General features: G+C 54.5%; 29 protein-coding genes and 4 tRNA genes. 32 read left to right on the top strand and 1 reads right to left on the bottom strand.

The window, feature by feature from the left end; all coding sequences use genetic code 11:
- Positions 1-11 precede the first annotated feature (11 nt).
- Complete coding sequence (locus HQL52_07410; GenBank protein MBF0369264.1) at positions 12-608, bottom strand: peroxiredoxin; 597 nt, start codon at positions 606-608, stop codon at positions 12-14.
- Positions 609-843: 235 nt separating this feature from the next.
- Between HQL52_07410 and HQL52_07405 the strand changes: the two genes are divergently transcribed.
- From HQL52_07405 to rplX, 32 genes are all read left to right on the top strand, one after another.
- Positions 844-1,422: a helix-turn-helix transcriptional regulator gene (locus HQL52_07405; GenBank protein ID MBF0369263.1), complete on the top strand. Its 579-nt coding sequence runs from the start codon at positions 844-846 to the stop codon at positions 1,420-1,422.
- Between the two features lie 44 nt (positions 1,423-1,466).
- Positions 1,467-1,551 (top strand) — tRNA-Tyr (locus HQL52_07400).
- Positions 1,552-1,599: 48 nt separating this feature from the next.
- Positions 1,600-1,673 (top strand) — tRNA-Gly (locus HQL52_07395).
- A gap of 11 nt (positions 1,674-1,684) precedes the next feature.
- Positions 1,685-1,759, top strand: a tRNA-Thr gene (locus tag HQL52_07390).
- Between the two features lie 93 nt (positions 1,760-1,852).
- The gene (tuf, locus tag HQL52_07385) at positions 1,853-3,043 is read left to right on the top strand and encodes an elongation factor Tu (protein ID MBF0369262.1); all 1,191 of its coding nucleotides are present in this window, start codon (positions 1,853-1,855) and stop codon (positions 3,041-3,043) included.
- 34 nt (positions 3,044-3,077) lie between these two features.
- Entirely contained in the window at positions 3,078-3,233 is a 156-nt protein-coding gene (gene rpmG, locus HQL52_07380) for a 50S ribosomal protein L33 (GenBank protein MBF0369261.1), read from the top strand.
- A 29-nt stretch (positions 3,234-3,262) separates the two neighbouring features.
- Positions 3,263-3,338: transfer RNA gene (locus tag HQL52_07375), tRNA-Trp, on the top strand.
- A 143-nt stretch (positions 3,339-3,481) separates the two neighbouring features.
- Positions 3,482-3,673, top strand: coding sequence for a preprotein translocase subunit SecE (gene secE / locus HQL52_07370; GenBank protein ID MBF0369260.1), 192 nt, complete (start codon positions 3,482-3,484; stop codon positions 3,671-3,673).
- Positions 3,674-3,786: 113 nt separating this feature from the next.
- On the top strand, positions 3,787-4,317 hold the full coding sequence (nusG, locus tag HQL52_07365) for a transcription termination/antitermination protein NusG (protein MBF0369259.1): 531 nt from the start codon (positions 3,787-3,789) through the stop codon (positions 4,315-4,317).
- A gap of 85 nt (positions 4,318-4,402) precedes the next feature.
- Entirely contained in the window at positions 4,403-4,834 is a 432-nt protein-coding gene (gene rplK / locus HQL52_07360; GenBank protein MBF0369258.1) for a 50S ribosomal protein L11, read from the top strand.
- Positions 4,835-4,845: 11 nt separating this feature from the next.
- On the top strand, positions 4,846-5,535 hold the full coding sequence (locus HQL52_07355) for a 50S ribosomal protein L1 (GenBank protein MBF0369257.1): 690 nt from the start codon (positions 4,846-4,848) through the stop codon (positions 5,533-5,535).
- A gap of 178 nt (positions 5,536-5,713) precedes the next feature.
- On the top strand, positions 5,714-6,241 hold the full coding sequence (rplJ, locus tag HQL52_07350) for a 50S ribosomal protein L10 (protein MBF0369256.1): 528 nt from the start codon (positions 5,714-5,716) through the stop codon (positions 6,239-6,241).
- A gap of 82 nt (positions 6,242-6,323) precedes the next feature.
- Positions 6,324-6,704, top strand: coding sequence for a 50S ribosomal protein L7/L12 (rplL, locus tag HQL52_07345; protein MBF0369255.1), 381 nt, complete (start codon positions 6,324-6,326; stop codon positions 6,702-6,704).
- Between the two features lie 201 nt (positions 6,705-6,905).
- Positions 6,906-11,000 (top strand): DNA-directed RNA polymerase subunit beta, encoded by a 4,095-nt coding sequence (gene rpoB / locus HQL52_07340; GenBank protein ID MBF0369254.1) that lies wholly within the window; start codon positions 6,906-6,908, stop codon positions 10,998-11,000.
- Between the two features lie 52 nt (positions 11,001-11,052).
- Positions 11,053-15,135, top strand: coding sequence for a DNA-directed RNA polymerase subunit beta' (rpoC, locus tag HQL52_07335; protein ID MBF0369253.1), 4,083 nt, complete (start codon positions 11,053-11,055; stop codon positions 15,133-15,135).
- 155 nt (positions 15,136-15,290) lie between these two features.
- Complete coding sequence (locus tag HQL52_07330; protein MBF0369252.1) at positions 15,291-15,662, top strand: 30S ribosomal protein S12; 372 nt, start codon at positions 15,291-15,293, stop codon at positions 15,660-15,662.
- Between the two features lie 76 nt (positions 15,663-15,738).
- On the top strand, positions 15,739-16,209 hold the full coding sequence (rpsG, locus tag HQL52_07325) for a 30S ribosomal protein S7 (protein ID MBF0369251.1): 471 nt from the start codon (positions 15,739-15,741) through the stop codon (positions 16,207-16,209).
- A gap of 58 nt (positions 16,210-16,267) precedes the next feature.
- Positions 16,268-18,352 (top strand): elongation factor G, encoded by a 2,085-nt coding sequence (gene fusA, locus HQL52_07320; GenBank protein ID MBF0369250.1) that lies wholly within the window; start codon positions 16,268-16,270, stop codon positions 18,350-18,352.
- A gap of 13 nt (positions 18,353-18,365) precedes the next feature.
- Positions 18,366-19,556 (top strand): elongation factor Tu, encoded by a 1,191-nt coding sequence (gene tuf, locus HQL52_07315; protein ID MBF0369249.1) that lies wholly within the window; start codon positions 18,366-18,368, stop codon positions 19,554-19,556.
- 118 nt (positions 19,557-19,674) lie between these two features.
- Positions 19,675-19,983: a 30S ribosomal protein S10 gene (gene rpsJ, locus HQL52_07310; GenBank protein ID MBF0369248.1), complete on the top strand. Its 309-nt coding sequence runs from the start codon at positions 19,675-19,677 to the stop codon at positions 19,981-19,983.
- Between the two features lie 26 nt (positions 19,984-20,009).
- Positions 20,010-20,651: a 50S ribosomal protein L3 gene (rplC, locus tag HQL52_07305; GenBank protein ID MBF0369247.1), complete on the top strand. Its 642-nt coding sequence runs from the start codon at positions 20,010-20,012 to the stop codon at positions 20,649-20,651.
- A gap of 19 nt (positions 20,652-20,670) precedes the next feature.
- The gene (rplD, locus tag HQL52_07300) at positions 20,671-21,291 is read left to right on the top strand and encodes a 50S ribosomal protein L4 (GenBank protein MBF0369246.1); all 621 of its coding nucleotides are present in this window, start codon (positions 20,671-20,673) and stop codon (positions 21,289-21,291) included.
- The gene (rplW, locus tag HQL52_07295; GenBank protein MBF0369245.1) at positions 21,288-21,587 is read left to right on the top strand and encodes a 50S ribosomal protein L23; all 300 of its coding nucleotides are present in this window, start codon (positions 21,288-21,290) and stop codon (positions 21,585-21,587) included. The genes rplD and rplW overlap by 4 nt, the downstream gene beginning before the upstream one ends.
- Positions 21,588-21,627: 40 nt before the next feature.
- Positions 21,628-22,458 carry a 50S ribosomal protein L2 gene (rplB, locus tag HQL52_07290; GenBank protein ID MBF0369244.1) on the top strand — a complete coding sequence of 277 codons (831 nt, stop codon included), beginning with the start codon at positions 21,628-21,630 and terminating at the stop codon, positions 22,456-22,458.
- 37 nt (positions 22,459-22,495) lie between these two features.
- Positions 22,496-22,774 (top strand): 30S ribosomal protein S19, encoded by a 279-nt coding sequence (gene rpsS / locus HQL52_07285; GenBank protein ID MBF0369243.1) that lies wholly within the window; start codon positions 22,496-22,498, stop codon positions 22,772-22,774.
- 50 nt (positions 22,775-22,824) lie between these two features.
- A complete protein-coding gene (gene rplV / locus HQL52_07280; GenBank protein ID MBF0369242.1) occupies positions 22,825-23,169 on the top strand; it encodes a 50S ribosomal protein L22 in 345 nt (114 codons plus the stop codon).
- Between the two features lie 69 nt (positions 23,170-23,238).
- Entirely contained in the window at positions 23,239-23,877 is a 639-nt protein-coding gene (gene rpsC, locus HQL52_07275; GenBank protein ID MBF0369241.1) for a 30S ribosomal protein S3, read from the top strand.
- A 23-nt stretch (positions 23,878-23,900) separates the two neighbouring features.
- Positions 23,901-24,305, top strand: coding sequence for a 50S ribosomal protein L16 (rplP, locus tag HQL52_07270; protein MBF0369240.1), 405 nt, complete (start codon positions 23,901-23,903; stop codon positions 24,303-24,305).
- An 11-nt stretch (positions 24,306-24,316) separates the two neighbouring features.
- A complete protein-coding gene (rpmC, locus tag HQL52_07265; protein MBF0369239.1) occupies positions 24,317-24,520 on the top strand; it encodes a 50S ribosomal protein L29 in 204 nt (67 codons plus the stop codon).
- Positions 24,521-24,523: 3 nt separating this feature from the next.
- On the top strand, positions 24,524-24,763 hold the full coding sequence (gene rpsQ, locus HQL52_07260) for a 30S ribosomal protein S17 (GenBank protein ID MBF0369238.1): 240 nt from the start codon (positions 24,524-24,526) through the stop codon (positions 24,761-24,763).
- The gene (gene rplN, locus HQL52_07255; protein ID MBF0369237.1) at positions 24,760-25,128 is read left to right on the top strand and encodes a 50S ribosomal protein L14; all 369 of its coding nucleotides are present in this window, start codon (positions 24,760-24,762) and stop codon (positions 25,126-25,128) included. The genes rpsQ and rplN overlap by 4 nt, the downstream gene beginning before the upstream one ends.
- 9 nt (positions 25,129-25,137) lie before the next feature.
- Positions 25,138-25,467, top strand: a complete 330-nt coding sequence (gene rplX, locus HQL52_07250) for a 50S ribosomal protein L24 (protein ID MBF0369236.1) — start codon at positions 25,138-25,140, stop codon at positions 25,465-25,467.
- Positions 25,468-25,500: the final 33 nt, after the last annotated feature.

Below are 25,500 nucleotides of genomic sequence, written 5' to 3'. Positions count from 1 at the left end.
AGTTCCGTGCCTTAAAGGGCGTCGGCGTGCTTGGCCAGATAGTCGGCAACCCCTTTGGTGGAGCCTTGCATGCCGGGTTTGCCTTCTTCCCAGCCCGCCGGGCAGACCTCGCCGTGCTCTTCGGTAAACTGTAGAGCGTCGATCATGCGCAGCATTTCATCGATGTTGCGACCCAGGGGCAGGTCATTCACCACCTGATGGCGGACAACGCCTTCCTTGTCGATCAGGAATGAAGCGCGCAGGGCGATGTCGGGGCCGGTAAGGACATCATAGTCCCGGGAGATCTGTTTGGTGAGATCCGCCACCAGAGGATATTGCACATTGCCGATACCACCGTTGTTGACCGGGGTGTTCTTCCAGGCCAAATGGCTGAAATGGGAGTCAACCGAAACACCGATCACTTCGACGCCGCGCTTTTTGAATTCATCCAACCGGTGGCCGAAGGCGATGATTTCGGAGGGGCAGACAAAGGTAAAGTCCAGAGGGTAGAAAAACAGCACGACATATTTGCCCTTATAGTCGGACAGGGAAATTTCTTGGAAATCGTTGTCAGCCATGACGGCGGTAGCTTTGAAATCGGGGGCGGGCTTGGTGACCAGTACACTCATGTTGATGCTCTCCTTGGGTGGTTCATCTACGTTTCAAATGGACAGTTCGTTAGGGTTTTAAAGCGAGGCTTAATGCCTCTTTGGCGTTTGGTTTTGTCAGCTGGGTGACCTTTACTCGTTTGGTCCCGTCGTCTGGTGGCTACAGGGTGGAGAATTGGGCCTTGCAAGTCAAGAAAAAAAATGGTATACCGACAAAAAAGTTGGCGAGCCGACAAAACAGAAGAGGAGTTAAGCCATGTTGACCAACCTGGTCGGGACCCGGATTCGTGCTGTGCGGGCACAAAAAAAGCTGACCCAGCAGCATCTGGCCGATCTGGCCGGTGTGCCCCGGGCAACCCTGGCGACGGTGGAGCGGGATGATGCCAATCCGAGTTTGGCCGTGGTTTTTAAAATCGCCAAGGCTTTGGGAATTGGCATTGATGAATTGGTCGAGGAGGCCCGACAGCGGATTCAGCTGATCCCGGCTGGGGAGATGCGGATTGTCGAATCGGCAGACCGAGCCTACCGGGCGGTGACGGTTTCTCCAGCCAGATCTTTCCATATCACCCAGATGGTTTTCCATCTCAAGGGCCATGCATCCTATGAGGGAAAGCCCCACCCACCGGGTAGTGAGGAATATCTGCATCTCCTCAAGGGCGAGGTGGTGTTGGAGTTGGGAGGGGAGGCGCTTCATTTGAAAGGTGGGGATTCGGCGCGTTTTCACGGCAATATTCGCCATTTTTACCGCAATCCGGTAGAAAGTGAGGCCCATGGGGTGGTGACGATTTTGGAAGGAGTGGCCTCGGATGAAAAAAATAGCGCGGAAATCTCTTGACAATCGAATCGCCAGCGGTTAAATCTTCACGGCTTTATTGCGCTGGAGGGGTTCCCGAGTGGTCAAAGGGAGCAGACTGTAAATCTGCCGGCTTAGCCTTCGAAGGTTCAAATCCTTCCCCCTCCACCATTTTTTATTTTCACTTTTTTTCATCATTTTGCACGCTAGGGGTTTCGGGCGGGTGTAGTTCAATGGTAGAACGTCAGCCTTCCAAGCTGAACATGGGGGTTCGATTCCCCCCACCCGCTCCAGAAACGGATTCGCCCACGTAGCTCAGGGGTAGAGCACTTCCTTGGTAAGGAAGAGGTCACCGGTTCAATCCCGGTCGTGGGCTCCATTTTCCCCGGTATGGTCACAGACGTCATCAACTTTGGCACACAACACTTAGCTTTACGCTAATCATCTTAAAGCCTCCTGGGAGGGATCCAGCATGTCCAAGGCGAAATTTGAACGCACCAAACCCCATGTCAACATTGGGACGATTGGCCATGTTGACCACGGCAAAACGACGCTGACGGCGGCGATTACCAAGACACTGGCGGCGAAGGGCGGGGCCGAGTTTATGGCCTACGACCAGATCGACGCAGCCCCTGAAGAGCGTGAGCGCGGTATCACGATTGCGACGGCCCATGTTGAATATGAGACCGACTCCCGCCACTATGCCCATGTGGACTGCCCGGGGCATGCGGACTATATCAAGAACATGATCACGGGTGCGGCCCAGATGGATGGCGGAATTCTGGTTGTGTCTGCAGCGGACGGCCCGATGCCCCAGACCCGGGAGCACATTTTGTTGGCCCGCCAGGTGGGTGTGCCTGCTCTGGTGGTCTATATGAACAAGGCCGATCAGGTTGACGATCCCGAGCTTCTGGAGCTGGTTGAGCTGGAAGTGCGTGAGCTTTTGAGCCAGTACGACTTTCCCGGCGACGACATTCCGGTGATCATTGGATCTGCTCTCCATGCCCTGGAAGGCAAGGGCGGGGAGATGGCTGAGGATTCGATCACCCGGCTGATGGCTGCGGTGGACGAATATATTCCTGAGCCGGACCGTCCCCTGGATGGCCCCTTTCTGATGCCCATTGAAGATGTTTTCACGATTTCCGGTCGTGGTACGGTGGTGACGGGAAGGGTGGAGCGGGGCATCGTCAAGGTGGGTGAGTCCATCGAGATTGTCGGCATGAAGGCGACCACGACCACCACCTGTACGGGTGTGGAGATGTTCCGCAAGCTTTTGGACGAGGGCCGAGCTGGTGACAACATCGGTGCCCTGCTGCGCGGTGTGAAGCGCGAGGATGTGGAGCGTGGTCAGGTTTTGGCCAAGCCCGGCTCGATCAAGCCCCACACCAAGTTTGAAGCGGAATGCTATGTGTTGACCAAGGAGGAGGGTGGGCGTCATACACCTTTCTTCAGCAACTACCGGCCTCAGTTTTATTTTCGCACCACGGACGTCACGGGTATTTTGCATCTGCCTGAAGGGGTTGAGATGGTGATGCCCGGCGATAACGTATCCATGGTGGTGGAGCTGATTGCCCCGATCGCCATGGAGCAGGGGCTGCGATTTGCGATCCGCGAAGGTGGCCGTACGGTGGGTGCGGGTGTGGTTTCGAAGGTGCTTGAATAATTCCAATGAACCCTGACCGCCCGGGAGCGGCTCGATGCGAGATCTGTTAAGCCTGTGCTGTGAGGCGTGCAAACGCCGCAACTACACGAAAGACCGTAACAAGCGAAACAAGCCGGAAAAGCTGGCATTGAAAAAATATTGCCCCTTTTGCCGGAAACATACCCTTCACAAAGAGGGTAAAATCAAATAAGATATCCGGCTTTACGGAAAAGCCTGCAAAGGACAGTAGCTCAACTGGCAGAGCATCGGTCTCCAAAACCGACGGTTGTGGGTTCGAGTCCCTCCTGTCCTGCCAAGATCCGTTATCGCGGCGAATACCCTGCGTACTCCCCTGGCCAACAGCTCAGGCAGGTCGTGGGGCGTCGAGGATCCTAACAGGCCAATTTGGTGAATCGGAAGCCCATACACCGTTTAAAAGAAAGCCGGCGTTGATTCGATATGGAACGTGTCGCCCAATTCAAGAAGTACCTTCTGGACGTTCGGGTAGAAATGAAGAAGGTGGTCTGGCCCGACCGAAAGGAGACCACGACCACGACGATCGTCGTTTTCGGCATGGTGATCCTGGTTTCACTCTTTTTGTGGCTGGTGGATACCATCCTGGGCCTGATGGTGCGGGCTGTTATTGGCTGATGGCTCCTTCGTCAGATTTCCCCCCGACTCGAATCAAGCCTCGGAATAACGCGCTGACACCAGAGACAAAATCAGTTATGCCGGAGCGCACACCGGGGACGGCTTAGGTTATCATGTCAAAAAAATGGTACGTCATACACGCCTACTCGGGTTATGAAAAGAAGGTCAAAAGTATCCTTGAAGAGACCATTCGGGTTTCGGGCGCGACCCACCTCTTCGATGAAATTTTGATCCCTACCGAAGAGGTCGTAGAGCTACAAAAAGGTAAGAAGGTCACTTCCGAAAGGAAGTTTTTCCCCGGCTATGTGCTGGTGAAAATGGAGTTGAACGACGAAACCTGGCACATGGTCAATGAAACGCCCAAGGTAACCGGCTTTCTGGGTGGGGGGGGACGACCTCAAGCCCTTTCCGAGCGGGAGGTGGATAAAATCCTGCGTCAGGTTCGGGACGGTACCGAAAAACCAAAACCCAAGGTGACCTTTTCCGTCGGGGAAAATGTGCGTGTCATCGACGGACCTTTCGTCTCCTTCAATGGTCTTGTGGAAGAGGTGGACGAAGACAAGACCCGGCTCAAGGTTTCGGTCAGCATCTTTGGACGCGCCACTCCGGTGGAGCTCGATTTTGTACAGGTGGAAAAACTCTGATTCCGGCTCTTTACAGCCTGCCTGGAACCGTTCCAGGTGGGTTTTTTGCTGCGGGAATTTCGGACAATAAGGGAAGGGCTTCAAGATGGCGAAGAAGATAACGGCCTACATCAAGCTGGAAGTGCCTGCAGGCGCAGCCAAACCCAGTCCCCCGGTGGGACCGGCCCTGGGTCAGCACGGCTTGAACATCATGGAATTTTGCAAGTCCTTCAACGCCAAGACTCAGAAGATGGAGGCAGGAGCGCCGATTCCAGTCGTGATTTCGGTTTTCTCCGATCGGACCTTCACCTTTGAACTCAAAACCCCTCCGGCCTCCTACTATCTGCGCAAAGCGGGTGGCCTTGAGAAGGGTAGCCAAACCCCGGGACGTGGGGAGTCGGTGGGGACGGTAAAATGGAGCCAGGTGGAAGAGATCGCCCAGGCCAAAATGCCTGACCTCAACGCCGGTGACATCGAAGCTGCCAAACGTATCATTGCCGGATCCGCCCGCTCCATGGGCCTGGAAATAGTGGATTAGGAGAACCCTTCATGCCTCGTCGCGGTAAAAGACTGAATGCCATTCTTGAAAACATGGATCGTGTAGCGTCTCATGGTCTTTCGGAGGCGGTTAAGCAGGTAAAGGCTGCCGCCACTGCCAAATTTGACGAAACCATTGAGGTGGCTGTTAATCTCGGAGTGGATCCACGCCACGCGGACCAAATGGTGCGGGGCACGGTTGCTCTGCCCCATGGTACGGGTAAAACCGTTCGTGTATTGGTTTTCGCCAAAGGAGACAAGGTAGCCGAAGCTGAGGCTGCCGGTGCCGACTTTGTGGGTTCGGACGATCTGGCCAAAAAAATTCAGGATGGCTGGCTCGATTTTGATCGGGTAGTGGCCTGCCCTGATGTCATGGGCGTCGTTGGACGCCTGGGCCGGGTACTGGGCCCCCGGGGTCTCATGCCCAACCCGAAGCTGGGTACCGTCACCTTTGATCTGGAACGGGTCATCAAGGAGATCAAGGCGGGTCAGGTCACCTTCCGGGTTGAAAAAGCCGGGATCGTTCACGCTGGCGTCGGCAAGGCCTCTTTTCCCCAGGAAAACCTGGAGGAAAACGTCAAGGCCCTGGTCGAAAAATTGCGTAAGCTGCGGCCTGAGAGTACCAAGGGTACCTACATGAAAAAGCTCACTCTGAGTTCCTGCATGGGGCCAGGTGTCAAGATAGATTTAAATACGATCTGATGACGCTTTGATCACGGGGTGATCAAAGCTGCACAATTTCAGTCCAAGACAGCAGGCGGCATCCCCGGCCGGGGGATTCCTTAATCGGTAAGATCAAGCCTGCCGAGACCAGAGGCGAGGTGGATGGGGCGCTTCAGGGACCTGGACACACCCCAGCCACCGGCCAGAAGGAGTGGATATGGAAAAGGCCAAAAAAGGTGCTGTAGTCGAGGAAGTCAAAGCGACGTTGGAAAAGTCCAATATCGCCATTGTGACCCACTATCGTGGTCTCACTGTGGCGGAAATGACAGCCCTGCGTCGGGATATGAGAAAATCTGGATCTGAATACCGTGTGGTGAAGAATACCCTCACCAAGCGGGCCGCCCAAGGCACCTCTTTTGAGGGGCTGGGTGAAATTTTGACTGGTCCGGTGGGGCTCGCTTCCTCATCTGATCCTGTGGCACCAGCCAAAGTGCTCTCTGATTTTGCCAAGACCCATCCCAACCTGCAGATCATCGGTGGGATCATGGAAGGTCGTCCCATCGACTTGGCCGGGGTGAATGCCCTGGCAAAACTACCCAGCCGCGAAGTGCTGTTGGCCAAGTTGTTGGGTACCATGATGGGGCCTGTTCAAGGAGTGGTCGGAGTTTTGGCCGCCGTACCCGGAAGTTTTGTTCGGGTGCTGGAGCAGATCCGGCAACAGAAGGAAGAGCAATCCGCAGCCTGATTTTTCCGCCCAAATCAGGATATAAAAAATATCAACGAGTCATGCCTCAAGGCATACCGTACGTCCCAAGGAGTGTATAAAGATGTCCATTTCCCGTGAAGATCTGATCAGCGCCATTGAAAACATGACGGTTCTTGAGCTTTCCGAACTGGTCAAGGCGCTGGAAGACAAATTTGGTGTGTCTGCCGCCGCTCCTGTGGCTGCCGCTGTTGCCGGTCCCGCTGATGGGGGGGGGGCTGCTGCAGAAGCCCAGACCGAATTTAGCGTCATTTTGGCTGAAGCCGGTGCCAAGAAGATCCACGTCATCAAAGCCGTCCGTGCCATCACCGGCCTTGGCCTCAAGGATGCCAAGGATCTGGTTGAAGGCGCCCCCAAGCCTGTGAAGGAAGGGGTCTCCAAGGAAGAAGCTGAAAAGATGAAGAAAGATCTGGAAGATGTGGGTGCCAAGGTGGAAGTGAAATAATCCAACCTGTTTTAAACCGGTGGCATCCACATCTGCCCGCCGGTTGTAGCATGTTTATATAATAGACGACGTAGAACGGGGGTGGACCGTAATGCCGGTTCACCCCCATCTCCCTGGTTTCAATCCAAGGGACCGTCCGCTTGATACTGCCAATCCTAAAGCGGACGCCAGCCAATCCTCCATGGCGGCAGAGGAAACCCGATGGCTCTGACCTTTACCGACAAGAAACGGTTGCGCAAGAATTTCGGTCGGATCCCGACCATCATCGACATTCCCAACCTGATCGCGGTCCAAAAACAATCTTTTCAGCGTTTTTTACAAACTGGAACCGACCTCGCCGAAAGACGTAAACAGGGCCTGGAAGCGGTTTTTCAGTCTGTGTTTCCCATACAGGATTACACCGGAACTGTTACCCTGGAGTATGTCAACTATCAGCTTGGCGAACCCAAGTATGATGTCGACGAATGTCTCCAGCGGGGAATGACTTTTTCAGCTCCCCTGAAGGTAACCTTCCGCTTGGTGGTGTGGGAAGAGAACGAAGACACCGGCGCCAGGACCGTACGCGAGGTCAAGGAGCAGGATGTCTATCTGGGCGAAATGCCCATGATGACCGATACCGGTACCTTTATCGTTAACGGTACTGAGCGGGTGATTGTCTCCCAGATGCACCGCTCTCCCGGGGTGTTCTTCGACCATGACAAGGGTAAAACCCATCCCAGCGGCAAATTGCTTTTTTCTGCCCGGGTGATCCCTTACCGAGGTTCCTGGCTCGACTTTGAATTCGATCCCAAGGATTTGGTTTTTACCCGAATTGATCGCCGCCGCAAACTGCCCGTTACCACCTTTTTGCGCGCTTTGGGGATGACCGCCGAGGAGATTCTCAATCGTTTCTACTCCTCGGAAGTTTTTCGCAAAAATGGCGTCGTTTGGGAAAAGCGCCTGGATGCCGAACAGCTCGTTGGCAGCCGCCTCAACTTTGCCATCGTTCACCCTGAAACGGGTGAAGAGATCGTTCGTCCCAAGCGAAAGGTGACCCCTCGGGCCATCAAAAAGCTACAGGCTCTTGGGCTTGAGTGGATCCAGGTGCCAGCTGACGATGTCATGGGTCGCTTTTTGGCACATTCCATTCCTTCTGCAGACGGGGAGGTTTTGCTGACAGCTGGTGAAGAGCTGACCGAGGAAAATCTGACCGTTCTGGAAGAGCTGGGCGTTAACGAGGTCGAGGTTCTTTTTATCGACTATGTCACGGTGGGGCCCTATCTGCGCAACACCCTGAGCCTGGATAAAAACCAGACCCCGGAAGAGGCGCTGATCGATATCTATCGGATGATGCGCCCCGGTGAGCCGCCCACGGTGGAGGCGGCCAAAAATCTCTTCAACAATATGTTTTTCAATCCGGATCGCTACGATCTTTCAGCTGTGGGTCGGCTGAAGATGAATAAGCGTCTGAATGTCGAATGCGATCTCGATACCCGGGTATTACGCCAGGAAGATATTCTGGGGGTTGTAGAGATTCTGCTCAAGATCAAGGACGGTTTCGGCAAGATCGACGATATCGACCATCTGGGCAATCGCCGGGTTCGCTCGGTGGGTGAGTTGTTGGAAAATCAGGTGCGTATCGGTCTGGTACGCCTGGAGCGGGCCATTCGTGAGCGGATGTCTTCCGGAGAACCGGAAAACCTGATGCCCCACGACGTGATGAACTCCAAGCCTTTTTCAGCGGTCATCCGGGAATTTTTTGGTTCCAGCCAGCTTTCCCAGTTTATGGATCAGACCAATCCTCTTTCGGAAATCACCCATAAGCGTCGGCTTTCAGCTTTGGGGCCGGGCGGTATGACCCGAGAGCGGGCCGGATTTGAGGTGCGGGATGTCCATCCGACGCACTATGGTCGAATCTGTCCCATTGAGACCCCTGAGGGGCCCAACATTGGCCTCATCAACAGTCTCTCCACCTATGCCCGAATCAACGAATTTGGCTTTATCGAAAGTCCTTACCGTCAGGTTTCCGAGGGGCGGGTGACCGATCAGGTGGACTATCTGTCGGCCATCGAAGAGGAAAACTTTGTCATCGCCCAGGCCAATGCCCTTCTGGATCGGCAGGGGCGGTTTACCGGTGAGTTGGTCCAGTGTCGGCACAAGCTTGAATTTACCATGGCAGCTCCCGACCGCATCGAATATATGGACGTCTCTCCGAAGCAGATTGTTTCGGTGGCGGCCTCCTTGATTCCCTTTTTGGAGAACGATGACGCCAACCGGGCTTTGATGGGCTCCAACATGCAGCGTCAGGCTGTGCCGCTGATCAAGACCGATGCCCCCTTTGTCGGGACAGGTATGGAATCAGTGGTGGCCCGGGATTCCGGGGTGACCATCGTCGTCCGTCGTACCGGGGTGGTGGAGGATGTGGATGCTTCCCGTATCGTCGTCAAAGCGGATGATCAGCCGGGAGCCACCGAGCCGGGTGTCGATATTTACAACCTCACCAAGTTTTCCCGCTCCAATCAGAACACCTGTATCAATCAGGTGCCTCTGGTTCGCACTGGAGATCGGGTGACCAAGGGGGATATCGTCGCTGACGGTCCCTCCACCCAATGGGGTGAGCTGGCCCTGGGGCGTAACGTCCTGGTGGCCTTCATGCCCTGGAACGGCTACAACTTTGAGGACTCGATTCTCATCTCCGAGCGGTTGGTCCGGGACGATATTTTTACCTCGATTCATATCGAAGAGTTTGAGGTAATGGCCCGGGATACCAAGCTGGGTGCTGAAGAAATCACGCGGGATATGCCCAACGTCGGTGAGGACGCCCTGGCCAATCTCGACGAGTCGGGGATCATCTACGTCGGTGCCGAGGTCAAGGCCGGGGACATCCTGGTGGGTAAGGTAACCCCCAAGGGAGAGACCCAGCTCACCCCAGAGGAAAAACTTCTGCGGGCAATCTTTGGTGAAAAGGCCTCTGATGTTCGGGATACCTCCCTCAGATTGCCACCGGGTGCATCCGGCACGGTAGTCGATGTCCGGGTTTTTTCCCGGCGGGGGCTGGAAAAGGACGACCGGGCCAAGTTGATCGATCAAGATGAGATCGACCGACTGCGCAAGGATATTCAGGCCGAGCGACGGATCATTGAGCAGGATGCCGAAGGGCGTATTCGCAATCTTCTGGAGGACAAGAAGGTGGCAAGCGCCCCGGGACGCAAACCCGGAACCCGGCTGACTCGCTCCTATCTGGATAAGCTTGGTTCGAGAAAGCTGGGGGAGATCGTCCTGGAGGACGACGAAATCACCAAGCAGATCGAAGGCATTCTGGTCAATATCGAAAAGGCTGGAAAGCGTCTGGAAAAGCGTTTTGAGTCCAAGGTTGAAAAGCTGGAACGGGGAGATGATCTCCCCCCCGGCGTGCTCAAAATGGTCAAAGTCTATATCGCCATTAAACGCAAGCTGCAACCCGGCGACAAAATGGCGGGACGCCACGGTAATAAGGGCGTTATCTCCAAGATCAATCCCATTGAGGATATGCCCCACCTGGAAGATGGTACACCGGTGGATATTGTGCTCAATCCCTTGGGTGTGCCCTCCCGTATGAATGTGGGGCAGATTTTGGAGACCCATTTGGGCTGGGCGGCCCGAGGTATGGGAATTCGGCTTGGCAATATCATGGAGCGACTCCATAGTGGCGGTGGTGAAGAGGATGCTCTGGAGCTACGGGAGTTGATGACGGAGATCTACTCCAACCCTCGGCAATCCCGGGCGGTGCGGGCGCTCTCCGATGATGAGCTTAAGTCCATGGCGGTCAACCTGGAGGATGGGGTGCCGGTCGCCACACCGGTCTTCGATGGTGCCAGCGAAAAATCAATTCTGGATTGGCTGCAAAAGGCTGATCTCCCGGATTCGGGTCAGGTGCGGCTGATTGATGGCCGCACGGGTGAATATTTCGACCGTTCAGTCACGGTGGGCTACATCTACATTCTCAAGCTGCATCATCTGGTGGACGACAAAATCCACGCCCGATCCATCGGACCCTACTCTCTGGTGACCCAGCAACCTCTGGGAGGTAAGGCCCAGTTTGGTGGTCAGCGTTTCGGAGAGATGGAGGTTTGGGCCCTGGAGGCGTACGGCGCCGCCTATACTTTGCAGGAAATGTTGACCGTTAAATCGGACGACGTGGCGGGGCGCACCAAAATCTATGAATCCATCGTCCGCGGGGACGACACTTTCGAGGCCGGTATTCCGGAATCCTTCAACGTGTTGGTGAAGGAACTCCAGTCTCTGGCGTTGGACGTTGAGCTGTTGAGGTCTGAGTGAGGTGACGATGGACGTGACACAAAATCTTTTCAAGATCTTTTCCCGGCCCACCATGGGGCAGAGTTTTGATGGCATACGGATATCCATCGCCTCCCCGGAAAAGATTCGTTCCTGGTCTTTCGGTGAGGTAAAAAAGCCGGAAACCATCAACTACCGCACCTTTAAACCGGAGCGCGATGGTCTGTTTTGCGCCAAGATTTTTGGCCCGGTAAAGGATTATGAATGCCTTTGTGGTAAATATAAGCGCCTGAAGCATCGCGGTGTGGTCTGTGAAAAGTGCGGTGTGGAGGTGATCCAATCCAAGGTGCGCCGGGAGCGAATGGGCCACATTGAGCTGGCAAGTCCAGTGGCCCATATCTGGTTCTTGAAATCCCTGCCCAGCCGTATCGGCCTGCTTCTGGATATGACCCTGAAGGATCTGGAGCGGGTTCTCTATTTCGAAAACTTTGTCGTGCTGGAACCTGGCCTGACACCGCTGAAAAAGGGTGAACTCCTTACTGACGACCGTTTTCACCAGCTTCAGGAAGAGCATGGGGACGAATTTGTAGCGGGTATCGGTGCCGAGGCGATTCGCCAGATGCTGATGGACCTCGATATCAACAGCGAGGTTCTCACTTTGAGGGAGGAGTTTGCTGCCACCAACTCCGAGGCCAAGCGCAAAAAGATCATCAAGCGCCTGCATACCCTGGAGGCTTTCCTGGAGTCTGGGAATCGTCCGGAATGGATGATTCTGGAGACGATTCCCATTATTCCACCGGAACTGCGGCCCCTGGTACCTCTGGACGGCGGACGTTTTGCCACATCGGACCTCAACGATCTCTATCGGCGGGTGATCAATCGTAACAACCGCCTGAAACGTCTTTACGAACTACGGGCACCAGACATTATCATCCGCAACGAAAAACGGATGCTCCAGGAGTCGGTGGATGCCCTTTTTGACAACGGGCGCCGAGGACGGGTCATTACGGGAACCAACAAGCGGCCTCTGAAGTCTCTTTCAGAGATGCTGAAGGGTAAACAGGGGCGTTTCCGCCTGAACCTTCTGGGTAAGCGTGTTGACTATTCGGGACGTTCGGTGATCGTTGTGGGGCCGGAGCTGAAACTCCACGAATGCGGCCTGCCCAAAAAGATGGCGTTGGAGCTTTTCAAACCCTTTATCTACAACCGCCTGGAGGAGCGTGGTCTCTCCACCACCATCAAGGCGGCCAAGCGGATGGTTGAGAAAGAAAAAGGGGAGGTGTGGGATATTCTGGAGGAGGTGATCCGGGAACATCCGGTCATGCTCAACCGTGCGCCTACCCTGCATCGACTGGGCATTCAAGCCTTTGAACCCAAATTGATTGAAGGTAAGGCGATCCAGCTGCATCCTTTGGTCTGTACCGCCTTTAACGCCGACTTTGACGGGGACCAGATGGCGGTCCATGTGCCTCTTTCCATTGAGGCGCAGATTGAGGCTCGGGTGTTGATGATGTCCACCAACAACATCCTTTCACCCGCCAACGGCAAACCGGTGATCGTACCTACCCAGGATATCATTCTGGGGCTTTACTATATGACCTCCGAGCGTCTCAATATTATCGGTGAAGGGATGATCTTTTCGTCACCCCTGGAGGTGCGGCAGGCTTACGATTCCGGTGAGGCCGGGCTCCATGCCAAGATTCAGTGTCGCTATCGGGGAGAGCGGATCAAAACCACGGTTGGACGAACGTTGCTGACCGAAATTTTGCCCGAAGCGGTCCCTTTTGAGATGATCAACAAGCTTCTTACCAAGAAAGAGGTGGCGAAGCTGACGGATATGGTCTATCGGACCTGCGGCACCAAAGAGACCGTGATTTTTACCGACCGCTTGATGAACATGGGCTTCTCTTTTGCCACCCGGGCGGGCATCTCCTTTGGTAAAGAGGATTTGGTCATTCCCCAGGCCAAGAAAAAACTGGTCCGGGAGTCCCAAAAACAGGTGAAGGAGATTGAGCATCAATATACGGATGGCTTGATCACTGAAGGTGAAAAATATAACAAGGTGGTGGACATCTGGTCCCACTGTACCGAGCGGGTGGCCGAGGAGATGATGAAGGCCATTTCGACGGAAAAGGTGACTCTCGCCAACGGTGAAGAGGAGGAGCAGCCCTCCTTCAACTCCATCTTTATGATGGCCAACTCCGGTGCGCGTGGATCAGCTGCCCAGATGCGTCAGCTGGCGGGAATGCGCGGTTTGATGGCCAAGCCATCTGGTGAAATTATCGAAGCACCTATCACTGCCAACTTCCGCGAGGGGTTGACGGTGCTGCAATACTTTATCTCCACTCATGGTGCCCGTAAGGGTCTGGCTGATACCGCACTTAAAACCGCCAACTCCGGATATCTCACCCGGCGTCTGGTGGATGTGGCCCAGGATTGTATCGTTCGGGAATGGGATTGTGGCACCCGCACCGGCATGACCTCTTCGGCTCTGGTGGAAGGCAACGATGTGGTGGAAACCCTGGGAGATCGGGTGCTGGGCCGGGTACCATTGGATGATGTCCTGGATCCGGTCACTCAGGAACTGATTTCCAAGAAAGGGGATATCATCGACGAGGAAACCGTCGAAAAGCTCGAAAATTCCTCGGTGGACACCATCTATATCCGCTCTCCGCTGACTTGTGAGACCCATCGCGGGGTTTGCATCCAATGTTATGGTCGAGATCTGGCCCGTGGTACGGCAGTCACTGTAGGTGAGGCCGTGGGGGTCATCGCGGCTCAGTCCATTGGTGAGCCGGGTACACAGCTTACCATGCGGACCTTCCACATTGGTGGAACCGCTTCCAGAACAGTGGAAAAATCTTCCTCCGAGACCCACTTTGGTGGGGTTGCCCGGTTTCATAATCTGGCCATGGTGACGGGGAGGGATGGACGACCGGTGGTGGTCTCTCGAAATGGTGAAGTGACTATCCACGAATTGCGCATCATCAGTGGTCAGGATAAGCCGGAGGCGGGACGCGAGCGGGAACGCTACCGTATTCCCTATGGTGCCCGTCTATCGATAACCGATGGTTCTCAGGTGGAAGCAGGGGGGAATATCGCCGAATGGGATCCCTTCTCAAGCCCCATTATTACCGAGCAGGCGGGCCGGGCGCGTTTTGAGGATCTTGTGGATGGTCAGACTCTGCGGGAAACCATGGATGAAACCACGGGTCTTGCTACCCGGGAGGTGTGTGAATACAAGAGTCAGGATCGCAAAGCGGATATGCGTCCTCGGTTGGTTTTGAACGATCCGCAAACCAATGCCCCGCTGCTGCTCCCCAACGGCTCTCAGATGCGTTATTATCTGCCGGTGGGTGCGGTGATTCTGGCCACGGATGGGGAGGATGTTCAACCGGGCGATATTGTCGCCAAGATGCCACGCCAATCCTCAAAAACCCGTGACATCACCGGTGGTTTGCCCAGAGTTGTGGAGCTTTTTGAAGCACGACGGCCCAAAGAGTTTGCCATCATCGCTGAAAACAACGGTGTGGTCTCCTTTGGTAAAGACCTGAAAGGCAAACGCCGCCTGGTGGTTACCCCGGAGGTTGGGGATCCCCGGGAATATCTGATTCCCAAGGGCAAGCAGTTGGCGGTTAACGATGGTGACTGGGTCCGCAAAGGGGAACCCCTCATGGAGGGCTCTCCGGTACCCCAGGAGATTCTCAAGGTGATGGGAATCGAGGCCTTGTGCCGCTTTATGGTCACTGAAATTCAGGATGTCTATCGCCTTCAGGGTGTGAAGATCAATGATAAGCACATTGAGGTGATCGTCCGGCAGATGTTGCAGAAAGTGTCGGTGTTGGATCCAGGGGATACCACCTTCATTGTGGGAGAGCAGGTGGAGAAGGTGGACTTTGAAAATACCAATGAGAAGGTTTTGGCTGGAGGGGGAGAACCCGCTTCAAGCTATCCACTGCTGTTGGGTATCACCAAAGCTTCCCTCTCAACCCCCTCCTTCATTTCAGCAGCCTCCTTCCAGGAGACCACGCGGGTGCTCACCGAAGCCGCTATCTCCGGTAAGGCGGATACCTTGAATGGCCTGAAGGAGAACGTCATCGTCGGCCGGTTGATTCCGGCTGGCACGGGTCGGGCCTTGGAATTATTGCGTGAAAGCTACGCAACGGATGCGGGGTAACCGGGTCCTTTTGATTGATTTTCCGAGGAAAAATGTCTTTTTCGGAGAATTGTTCCAAGTTCTGAAGAAAGAAAATTGACATTCCCGAATTGAGGCCTACAATAGCGTGTTTACCCGATTCGGGGATTTACGAGTGCAAGGTTTGGAGAGAAAACATGCCGACCGTTAACCAGTTGGTCCGCCTCGGGCGGAAAGCCCAGGTAAAAAAGACCAACGTTCCGGCGATGGAAAGTTGTCCCCAGAAGCGCGGGGTTTGTACCCGGGTCTATACGACTACTCCGAAGAAGCCGAACTCGGCCCTTCGCAAGGTTGCTCGCGTTCGTCTAACCAACGGCCACGAAGTAACGGTCTACATTCCCGGAGAGAGCCACAACCTCCAGGAGCATGCCGTTGTTTTGATTCGCGGTGGTCGTGTGAAGGATCTTCCTGGTGTTCGCTACCACATCATCCGGGGCACCCTGGATACCCAGGGAGTCAAGGACCGTAAGCAAGGGCGTTCCAAATACGGTGCAAAGCGTCCCAGGTAGTCTTAATCTCAAGCGTACCCAACCCTCGAATCCGGCGGGTTGGCTTTTAGATGGCGAAGTGTAAGGAGTCGGTTTTATGTCCAGGCGTCGTGAAGTTGCCAAACGTGAGGTCAACCCAGACCCCACCTATGGAGACAAGCTGGTCACCAAATTTATGAACTGCATCATGCAGGACGGCAAAAAAGCTCTTGCCGAAAGAATCTTCTACGGCGCTTTGGATCTGATCGAGGAAAAAACCAAGAACGATCCTCTCCAGGTGTTTCGCGACGCAGTCGACAACGTCCGGCCAGCGGTTGAAGTGCGCTCCAGGCGGGTGGGTGGTGCAACCTACCAGGTTCCTGTTGATGTTCGACCCAGTCGACGCCAAACACTGGCCATACGCTGGCTGGTTGGGTTTGCCCGGGCACGGCCTGAAAAAACCATGCGGGAGCGATTGGCGGGTGAGCTGATGGATGCCGCCGCCCGTCGGGGTAACACCGTCAAAAAACGGGATGATACCCACCGTATGGCCGAGGCCAACAAGGTCTTCGCCCATTATCGTTGGTAAGGCGGAAAGTTTCGCAGGCATTTCAGAACAAGCAGACGATCTTTGACAGGGGAAGTAAGTGGCAAGGGAAATACCACTGGCCCAGGTGCGCAATATTGGCATCATGGCCCATATCGACGCGGGCAAGACCACGGTTACGGAGCGAGTTCTCTTCTATACCGGCAGGTCCCATAAAATCGGTGAGGTCCATGATGGGGCCGCCACCATGGACTGGATGGCCCAAGAACAGGAGCGCGGAATTACCATCACTTCTGCAGCTACCACCTGTTTTTGGAACAACCACCGGATCAACATCATCGATACTCCCGGGCATGTGGACTTCACCATTGAGGTGGAACGCTCCCTGAGGGTTTTGGATGGATCGGTCGCGGTGTTCTGTGCTGTCGGCGGTGTGCAGCCTCAATCGGAAACGGTCTGGCGTCAAGCCGATCGCTACGGTGTGCCACGAATTGCCTTTGTCAACAAGATGGACCGCATGGGAGCTGACTTCTACCGGGTGGTCTCCATGATCAAAGACCGGTTGGGAGCTTCTGCGATTCCGCTCCAGTTACCGGTTGGCAAAGAAGACAAATATCGCGGTATGGTGGACCTGGTCACCCGTAAGGCGTGGCTTTTTGACGACGAATCCATGGGGGCCAAATTTGATATCACGGATCCCCCTGAGGATATGGTCGATGAGGTGGAAGAAGCACGTAACACCCTGCTAGAGACCGCCTTGGAGCAGAATGACGAATTGATGGAAAAATACCTCGATGGGGAAGAAATCTCCGAAGAGGAACTGCACAGCTGTATTCGTCTTGGCGTGATCAATAGCGCCTTCGTTCCTGTGATGTGCGGCTCAGCCTTTAAAAACAAAGGGATCCAGCCTCTTCTCGACTCTGTTGTCGAATACTTTCCTTCGCCACTTGACACACCGGCCATAGAAGGGGAGGATCCCGACAGCCAGGAAGTCCGCACTCGGGAAACCGCAGACTCGGAACCTCTGGCTGCTTTGGCCTTCAAGATCATGACCGACCCCTTCGTGGGAACCCTGACCTTCTTCCGGGTCTACTCTGGAGTGCTTGAGACGGGTGGGTACATCTTCAACGCGGTCAAACAGAAGAAAGAACGCATCGGTCGCCTTATGCTGATGCACGCCAACAAACGAGAAGATGTCAAAGAGGTTCGTGCCGGGGACATCGCAGCTGCAGTTGGACTGAAATACACCACTACCGGCGACACCCTGTGTGACATAAAGAACCCGATCATTCTGGAGCGTATGGTTTTCCCCGATCCAGTGATCTCGATCGCCATTGAGCCAAAGACCAAGGCTGATCAAGAAAAAATGGGTGTAGCCCTCGGTCGTCTGGCCCAGGAGGATCCCTCTTTCAAAGTGGCGGTGGACCAGGAAACCAATCAGACCATCATTTCCGGAATGGGCGAACTCCACCTTGAAATTTTGGTGGATCGGATGCTCCGGGAATTTAAAGTGGACGCCAACATCGGTAAGCCTCAGGTGGCCTACCGGGAGACCATTACCAGAGAGACGGAGATAGAACATCGTTTCATCCGTCAAACCGGTGGACGGGGTCAGTTTGGACACGTCTGGTTGCGCATTACACCAGGTGAGCCCGGCTCAGGGTTTGAGTTTATCGATCAGATCAAGGGCGGTGTGGTTCCCAGGGAGTATATTCCGGCTGTAGGCAAGGGGGTAGAAGAAGCCCTGACCAGTGGTGTCAAAGCGGGCTATCCCATGGTGGACTTGACGGTCACTCTCTACGACGGCTCATATCATGAGGTGGATTCCTCTGAAATGGCCTTCAAGATTGCCGGTTCCATGGCTACCAAGGAAGGGTGTGCCAAGGCAAGACCTGTTTTGCTTGAGCCGATTATGGCCGTTGAAGTGGAAATGCCGGAAGAGTATATGGGGGATATCATCGGCAACCTGAACTCCCGTCGAGGTCAGATTCAGGGGATGGAATCCGCCTCCGGCAATCAGGTGCAACTCGTCAAAGCAATGGTACCGCTGGCCAGCATGTTTGGATATGCGACGGATCTACGCTCTCAGACCCAGGGGCGAGGTACCTTCACCATGCAATTTGACCACTATGCGGAAGTGCCAACCAGTATCGCTGATGAGATTGTGGCGACAGTAAAAGGTTGAGGGGAATAGAAAGATGTCCAAGGCGAAATTTGAACGCACCAAACCCCATGTCAACATTGGGACGATTGGCCATGTTGACCACGGCAAAACGACGCTGACGGCGGCGATTACCAAGACACTGGCGGCGAAGGGCGGGGCCGAGTTTATGGCCTACGACCAGATCGACGCAGCCCCTGAAGAGCGTGAGCGCGGTATCACGATTGCGACGGCCCATGTTGAATATGAGACCGACTCCCGCCACTATGCCCATGTGGACTGCCCGGGGCATGCGGACTATATCAAGAACATGATCACGGGTGCGGCCCAGATGGATGGCGGAATTCTGGTTGTGTCTGCAGCGGACGGCCCGATGCCCCAGACCCGGGAGCACATTTTGTTGGCCCGCCAGGTGGGTGTGCCTGCTCTGGTGGTCTATATGAACAAGGCCGATCAGGTTGACGATCCCGAGCTTCTGGAGCTGGTTGAGCTGGAAGTGCGTGAGCTTTTGAGCCAGTACGACTTTCCCGGCGACGACATTCCGGTGATCATTGGATCTGCTCTCCATGCCCTGGAAGGCAAGGGCGGGGAGATGGCTGAGGATTCGATCACCCGGCTGATGGCTGCGGTGGACGAATATATTCCTGAGCCGGACCGTCCCCTGGATGGCCCCTTTCTGATGCCCATTGAAGATGTTTTCACGATTTCCGGTCGTGGTACGGTGGTGACGGGAAGGGTGGAGCGGGGCATCGTCAAGGTGGGTGAGTCCATCGAGATTGTCGGCATGAAGGCGACCACGACCACCACCTGTACGGGTGTGGAGATGTTCCGCAAGCTTTTGGACGAGGGCCGAGCTGGTGACAACATCGGTGCCCTGCTGCGCGGTGTGAAGCGCGAGGATGTGGAGCGTGGTCAGGTTTTGGCCAAGCCCGGCTCGATCAAGCCCCACACCAAGTTTGAAGCGGAATGCTATGTGTTGACCAAGGAGGAGGGTGGGCGTCATACACCTTTCTTCAGCAACTACCGGCCTCAGTTTTATTTTCGCACCACGGACGTCACGGGTATTTTGCATCTGCCTGAAGGGGTTGAGATGGTGATGCCCGGCGATAACGTATCCATGGTGGTGGAGCTGATTGCCCCGATCGCCATGGAGCAGGGGCTGCGATTTGCGATCCGCGAAGGTGGCCGTACGGTGGGCGCTGGAGTGGTATCGAAGGTTGTCGAGTAATACGAATCGGGGGGATGGCGGTGTGATGGTCCGGCATGTGCCGGAGGCTTCGCGGAAAAAAACCATCCAGCATGACCCCGTGAAGAAATGAGGCTGAAACAGGATTGGGTGATAAGGGATGAACAACGAAAAAATACGTATTCGGTTGAAAGCGTACGATCATCGGATACTCGACCAGTCAACGGGTGAGATCGTACAGACCGCCCGGCGGACAGGTGCCAATATCCGTGGGCCGATACCGCTGCCCACCCAGATCAGCCGATACACGGTGTTGCGCTCGCCCCACGTGGACAAAAAGTCCCGGGAGCAGTTCGAAATGCGCACCCATAAGCGACTGATTGATATCCTCAACCCTACCCCACAAACGGTAGATGCCTTGATGAAGTTGGACTTGGCTGCCGGGGTGAATGTTGAGATCAAGCTTTAGTCTTTGACAGAAAGGGTTCCGGCATTATGGCTGCTGGACTGATTGGCCGAAAAATCGGCATGACACAAATGTTTGCTGAAGATGGACGTCGTCTACCTGTGACAGTTCTACAGGTCGGCCCCTGTCCGGTCGTAGCCAAAAAAACCCTTGATCGGGATGGTTATGATGCAGTTCAGCTTGGTTTCCTTGAGCAAAAGCCTTCCCGGATCAGCAAGCCGGTCAAGGGACAATTTGCCAATGCCAAAGTGGCGCCGACGCAATTCCTCAGGGAATTTCGGGTGGACGACCCGGAGCAGTACCAAATTGGCGATCTTCTCAAAGTGGATCGCTTTGAGGTAGACCGATTTGTAGACGTAACCGGTCGCTCCATCGGAAAAGGTTTCGCCGGTGTGGTCAAACGCTGGGGCTTCAAAGGCGGACGTGCCTCCCACGGCGCGCACAAAACCCATCGGGCTCCTGGATCCATCGGTCAATGCCAATATCCAGGCCGGGTATTCAAGAATAAAAAGATGGCTGGCCACATGGGAGACATCACGGTAACCGTGCAAAATCTGCAAATTGCCGGTGTGGATGTAGAGAAAAACCTGTTGATGGTGAAGGGTGGAATCCCTGGATCCAAGGGCAGCCTGGTTTTGATTCGGAACGCCATCAAAAAAGGCGGCTCCTAATATTTAAGGCTAAGAAAAGATGGAACTTTCGTTAAAAGATGCCAGTAACCAGGAGCTCAGGACCGTCCAGCTGAGCGAGTCGGTCTTTGGCCGACGGGTTCGAGGCGATATTCTTGCAGCCATGGTCAACTACCAGTTGGCCAAACGGCGCTCGGGTACCGCCTCATCCAAGGGCCGTTCAGAAATTCGCGGTGGCGGCAAGAAGCCCTATCGCCAAAAAGGGACTGGTAACGCCCGTCAGGGAACCGTAAGTGCACCTCAGTATCGTACTGGTGGAGTGGTCTTTGGGCCCCAGCCCCGTGATTTTGGTTTCAAGCTGACCAAAAAACTAAGACGACTGGCTCTCTTGACCGCACTTTCCGCCAAACGGGCGGCTGAGGAGATGGTGCTGATTGAGGACTTCGGTCTGACCGATATCAAGACCAAGGCCATGAAGGGAATTCTTGCCAGCCTGGGAGTCAATGGCTCCGCTCTGGTGGTGATTGCCGAAGAAGATCGAAACGTCCAGCTTTCTGCCCGTAACCTGCCAGGCGTCACTGTTCTTCGAGAAGAGGGGGTCAACACCTATGACCTTCTCAAGCACGAAAAATTGGTTCTCACTGAGGCCGCGTTGCAAAAACTTGAAGGGAGGCTGTCATGAGTGACCAAACAACTCTTTTCAAGGTACTTCGCGCCCCCAGGGTAACTGAAAAAGCGACTCTCTGTCTGGAAAAGGGCAATCAGGTCGTTTTTGAAGTGGCCACCTGGGCTAATAAGCCACAGATCAAGGCAGCAATAGAAAAATTTTTCGACGTCAACGTGGTCTCTATTCAGACCGTCAACGTCAAAGGCAAGAACAAAAGGTTTGGACGTCTGATGGGGCGGCGCAATGATTGGAAAAAGGCCGTGGTCCGTCTTCAGGAAGGCCAATCCATCGATTTTCATGCCAACGCCTGATGAGCGGATTTTGGCAAACGGCTGAATGTGGAGTTGATCCATGGCGTTAAAAACTTACAAACCGACCTCCAACGGCAAACGTACTCAGGTGTCGGTGGATTATGCAGCCCTTCACAAGGGGGAGCCAGAGAGCACCCTGCTTGCCCCACTGCATAAAACCGGAGGACGCAACAACAAAGGACGCATGACTTCCCGTCACATTGGTGGTGGTCACAAGCGGCGTTATCGGATCATTGACTTCCACCGCAACAAGGTGGATATCACGGCACGGGTCTCCCGAATCGAGTATGATCCCAATCGTACTGCTTTTATCGCCTTGTTGGTTTACGCGGACGGTGAAAAGAGGTACATTCTGGCTCCCCAACGGTTACAGGTAGGGGATCAGGTGTTTGCAGGTCGGACTGCTGGGGGGGTAGATGTCAAACCCGGCAACGCCATGCCTCTGCGCATCATGCCTATGGGTACGGTCGCGCACAATATTGAATTGAGACCCGGAAAGGGTGGGCAACTGGCTCGATCCGCAGGAAGCTATGTACAGCTGATGGGTAAAGAAGGTAAATATGCCCAGCTGAAGATGCCCTCTGGTGAAATGCGAATGGTCCTGCTTGACTGCATGGCCACCGTAGGGCTGGTTTCCAACCCCGATCATGGCAATACCAAAGAAGGCAAGGCTGGACGGGCACGTTGGCGTGGTCGTCGGCCTTCGGTACGCGGCGTTGCCATGAACCCGGTGGATCATCCCCACGGTGGTGGTGAAGGTAAGGCTTCAGGTGGACGGCATCCCGTCACACCTTGGGGCGTTCCCACCAAGGGTAAGAAGACACGCAAGAAGAATAAGACGTCGGATCGCTTGATCATGCGTCGTCGCTGATCCATCAGCCAACAACCGCAGGAAAAGGGTGAGTTAAGTGGCACGGTCCATCAAAAAAGGTCCATTCTACGACGAATACCTTCTTCAGAAGGTAGAAAAGCTGCAGTCCGATAGCCGTAAAGAGCTGATCAAGACCTGGTCCAGGCGCTCAACGATCATTCCGGAGTTTGTCGGCTACACCTTCGGTGTTCACAACGGCAGGAAGTTTATTCCGGTCCTGGTGACGGAAAACATGGTCGGTCACAAACTGGGGGAATTTGCACCTACCCGGATCCACCATGGTCATGCTGGCGGCAAAAAAGCGGTACGCCGTTAGGATTTGGATCGACTTTTGAAACGGCTCGCCGTTAATTTTGGGGAACATCGATGTCAAGCGAAGCAGTCGCAAAAGTAATGAATGTCAGGGTATCTCCCCAGAAAGCTCGATTGGTTATCAACCAAATTCGTGGCATGAATGTGGAGAAAGCTCTGCAGACCCTGGAATTTTCCAGAAAAAAGGTGGCGCGACAGGTACAGGAAACGTTAAAGTCCGCCATCGCCAATGCCGAGAACAATCTAGGCTTGGATGTGGATACCCTGATCGTATCGAAAGCCTTCGTTGATGAAGGGATTACCGCCAAGCGGTTTATGCCCAGAGCAAGAGGCCGGGCAAGCCGAATTTTAAAGCGGATGTCTCACATCACCCTGGCGGTTCGGTCCCAGGAGGAGTAGGGTACCGGCGCTTCCCGCCGCAAGAGGCGACGGGGAAGAGTTCATACTTATAGAAGCGAGTTCGATTTCATGGGGCAAAAGGTTCATCCAACGGGATTTCGGCTAGGTAACACCAAAACCTGGGATACAAGGTGGTATGCAGACAAAGCGTACGCCTCCTTGCTCCTTGAAGATGTCCGGCTGCGGGAATGGCTGAAAAATCGCCTGTCTCACGCCAGCGTCTCCAAGGTGGTGATTGAAAGGCCAGCCAAAAAAGCCCGCATCAACATTCATTCGGCCAGGCCTGGTATCATCATTGGCAAGAAGGGCGCCGATATTGAAAAGTTGAAGCAGGACCTCCAGAAGGTTGCGAGTACCGACGTACAGATCAATATCGTCGAGGTTCGTAAACCCGAAGCGGAAGCCCAGCTCATCGCCGAAAATGTCGCCCAGCAGTTGAACCGACGGGTGGCTTTCAGACGGGCCATGAAAAGAGCGGTTACTTCGGCCATGCGACTGGGTGCCCAGGGAATACGAATCAACTGCTCTGGACGCCTGGGCGGTGGGGAAATTGCCCGCCGTGAATGGTACCGGGAAGGTCGTGTTCCGCTGCATACGCTGCGTGCCGACATTGAATATGGTTTTGCTGCGGCCATGACCACCTACGGAATCATCGGGGTTAAGGTCTGGGTCTTCAAAGGCGAAATCATCGATAAAGACAACACCTGAAGCTCCTAAGGTTTCTAGCAATGCTGCTGCAACCCAAAAAAACCAAGTTCAGAAAGGCGCACAAAGGCCGTGTTCACGGTCTGGCAACGCGCGGCGCTGAACTCAATTTCGGCAACTTCGGGCTCAAGGCCATGAAGGCGGGTCGACTTTCCGCCAGGCAACTTGAAGCTGCTCGTCGGGCCATGACCAGACACATCAAACGTGGTGGTCGAGTTTGGATCCGCGTATTTCCAGATGTGCCTGTTACCAGCAAACCCGCTGAGGTGCGTCAGGGTAAAGGTAAAGGTAATCCGGAATTCTGGATCGCCAGGGTCAAACCCGGTCGGATTCTTTTCGAGATGGAAGGGGTTCCCAGAGAGCTGGCAATAGATGCTATGCGTCTGGCTGGTGCCAAGCTGCCCGTCGCGACCCGATTCGTTGAGCGTTAAGAGGTCAGATGATGAATAGCAGTGAATTGAGAACCCTTTCTGAGGCAGCCTTGCAGGATAAGCTCAAGGAGCTTCATCAAGAATCATTCAACCTGCGATTCCAGCATGCTACGGCTCAGCTGGACAACACTGCCCGGATTCGTCAGGTACGCCGTAATGTGGCCAGGGTCATGACAGTTCTCGGCGAACGAACTGCGGATAAACAGGAGAGCTGACCAATGGCCAAAAGGGTAATGCAGGGTGTCGTTGTAAGCGACAAAATGGACAAGACCATCGTGGTCAAAGTAGAGCGGCGGGTACGCCATCCGCTTTACGGAAAGATCACGCGTAGGTCAAAAAAATACAAAGCTCACGACTCAGAAAACGTTTTTAAAGCTGGGGATGTGGTACGGATCGAAGAGTGCCAACCCCTGAGTCGTGACAAGCGCTGGCGGGTTCTGGAAAAGGAAGGGCCATGATTCAGGTACAAACCATACTGGATGCGGCCGACAACTCCGGGGCAAAAAAGGTTCAGTGCCTCAAAGTCCTTGGTGGCTCCAAGCGTCGCTATGCCCGAGTGGGTGATGTCATCACCGTTGCGGTGAAGTCAGCCATCCCCAGAGGTAAAGTCAAAAAAGGCGAAATCGCCAAAGCTGTTGTTGTGAGAACCCGAAAAGAAGTTACTCGGGAGGATGGTAGTTACATCCGTTTTGACAGCAACGCTGCGGTTTTGATCAACAACGCCGGCGAACCCATCGGCACCCGTATCTTCGGTCCGGTTCCCCGGGAACTCCGTGGTCGTAATTATATGAAAATCGTCTCTTTGGCCCCGGAAGTACTCTAGGTGCGGCAAATGTCAAACAGTTTCCATACCAATCTTCGTAAAGGGGACCAAGTGGTCGTCATTGCGGGGAAGGACAAGGGTAAGCGCGGGGGGATTTTGCAGATACTCCCCAAAAAGAACGCCGTGCTGGTTGAAAAAGTCAACATGATCAAGCGCCATACCAAACAGGCGCGGGAGCAGGAAGGGGGAATCGTTGAAAAAGAAGCCCCCATCCACATCTCCAATGTCATGCTGCATGATCCGACCAGTGGTAAAGGCACCCGAATCGGAAAAAAATTCCTAAAGGATGGCCGTAAAGTCAGGGTGGCGCGCGCCTCTGGGGAAGACCTGGACAAATAGACCCTGTCCGAATAAGCGCCAAACGAACCAAAG

Source organism: Magnetococcales bacterium (genome assembly GCA_015232395.1).
GTDB lineage: Bacteria > Pseudomonadota > Magnetococcia > Magnetococcales > JADFZT01 > JADFZT01.
The sequence above is the reverse complement of the archived record's forward strand: the minus strand, read 5'-3'. Positions and strand labels throughout refer to the sequence as shown.

Bases quoted from the DNA above. Each gene is read 5' to 3' on its own strand.
- tuf (MBF0369262.1), top strand. From the start codon at position 1,853: ATGTCCAAGGCGAAATTTGAACGCACCAAACCCCATGTCAACATTGGG.
- rplK (MBF0369258.1), top strand. From the start codon at position 4,403: ATGGCGAAGAAGATAACGGCCTACATCAAGCTGGAAGTGCCTGCAGGC.
- nusG (MBF0369259.1), top strand. From the start codon at position 3,787: ATGTCAAAAAAATGGTACGTCATACACGCCTACTCGGGTTATGAAAAG.
- rplX (MBF0369236.1), top strand. From the start codon at position 25,138: ATGTCAAACAGTTTCCATACCAATCTTCGTAAAGGGGACCAAGTGGTC.
- HQL52_07405 (MBF0369263.1), top strand. From the start codon at position 844: ATGTTGACCAACCTGGTCGGGACCCGGATTCGTGCTGTGCGGGCACAA.
- rpsC (MBF0369241.1), top strand. From the start codon at position 23,239: ATGGGGCAAAAGGTTCATCCAACGGGATTTCGGCTAGGTAACACCAAA.
- rplW (MBF0369245.1), top strand. From the start codon at position 21,288: ATGAGTGACCAAACAACTCTTTTCAAGGTACTTCGCGCCCCCAGGGTA.
- HQL52_07410 (MBF0369264.1), bottom strand. From the start codon at position 608: ATGAGTGTACTGGTCACCAAGCCCGCCCCCGATTTCAAAGCTACCGCC.
- rpmG (MBF0369261.1), top strand. From the start codon at position 3,078: ATGCGAGATCTGTTAAGCCTGTGCTGTGAGGCGTGCAAACGCCGCAAC.
- HQL52_07355 (MBF0369257.1), top strand. From the start codon at position 4,846: ATGCCTCGTCGCGGTAAAAGACTGAATGCCATTCTTGAAAACATGGAT.
- rpmC (MBF0369239.1), top strand. From the start codon at position 24,317: ATGAATAGCAGTGAATTGAGAACCCTTTCTGAGGCAGCCTTGCAGGAT.
- rpsQ (MBF0369238.1), top strand. From the start codon at position 24,524: ATGGCCAAAAGGGTAATGCAGGGTGTCGTTGTAAGCGACAAAATGGAC.
- rplL (MBF0369255.1), top strand. From the start codon at position 6,324: ATGTCCATTTCCCGTGAAGATCTGATCAGCGCCATTGAAAACATGACG.
- rplN (MBF0369237.1), top strand. From the start codon at position 24,760: ATGATTCAGGTACAAACCATACTGGATGCGGCCGACAACTCCGGGGCA.
- rplV (MBF0369242.1), top strand. From the start codon at position 22,825: ATGTCAAGCGAAGCAGTCGCAAAAGTAATGAATGTCAGGGTATCTCCC.
- rpsJ (MBF0369248.1), top strand. From the start codon at position 19,675: ATGAACAACGAAAAAATACGTATTCGGTTGAAAGCGTACGATCATCGG.
- rpoC (MBF0369253.1), top strand. From the start codon at position 11,053: ATGGGGCAGAGTTTTGATGGCATACGGATATCCATCGCCTCCCCGGAA.
- rplJ (MBF0369256.1), top strand. From the start codon at position 5,714: ATGGAAAAGGCCAAAAAAGGTGCTGTAGTCGAGGAAGTCAAAGCGACG.
- rpoB (MBF0369254.1), top strand. From the start codon at position 6,906: ATGGCTCTGACCTTTACCGACAAGAAACGGTTGCGCAAGAATTTCGGT.
- secE (MBF0369260.1), top strand. From the start codon at position 3,482: ATGGAACGTGTCGCCCAATTCAAGAAGTACCTTCTGGACGTTCGGGTA.
- rpsG (MBF0369251.1), top strand. From the start codon at position 15,739: ATGTCCAGGCGTCGTGAAGTTGCCAAACGTGAGGTCAACCCAGACCCC.
- rplB (MBF0369244.1), top strand. From the start codon at position 21,628: ATGGCGTTAAAAACTTACAAACCGACCTCCAACGGCAAACGTACTCAG.
- rplD (MBF0369246.1), top strand. From the start codon at position 20,671: ATGGAACTTTCGTTAAAAGATGCCAGTAACCAGGAGCTCAGGACCGTC.
- HQL52_07330 (MBF0369252.1), top strand. From the start codon at position 15,291: ATGCCGACCGTTAACCAGTTGGTCCGCCTCGGGCGGAAAGCCCAGGTA.
- tuf (MBF0369249.1), top strand. From the start codon at position 18,366: ATGTCCAAGGCGAAATTTGAACGCACCAAACCCCATGTCAACATTGGG.
- rplC (MBF0369247.1), top strand. From the start codon at position 20,010: ATGGCTGCTGGACTGATTGGCCGAAAAATCGGCATGACACAAATGTTT.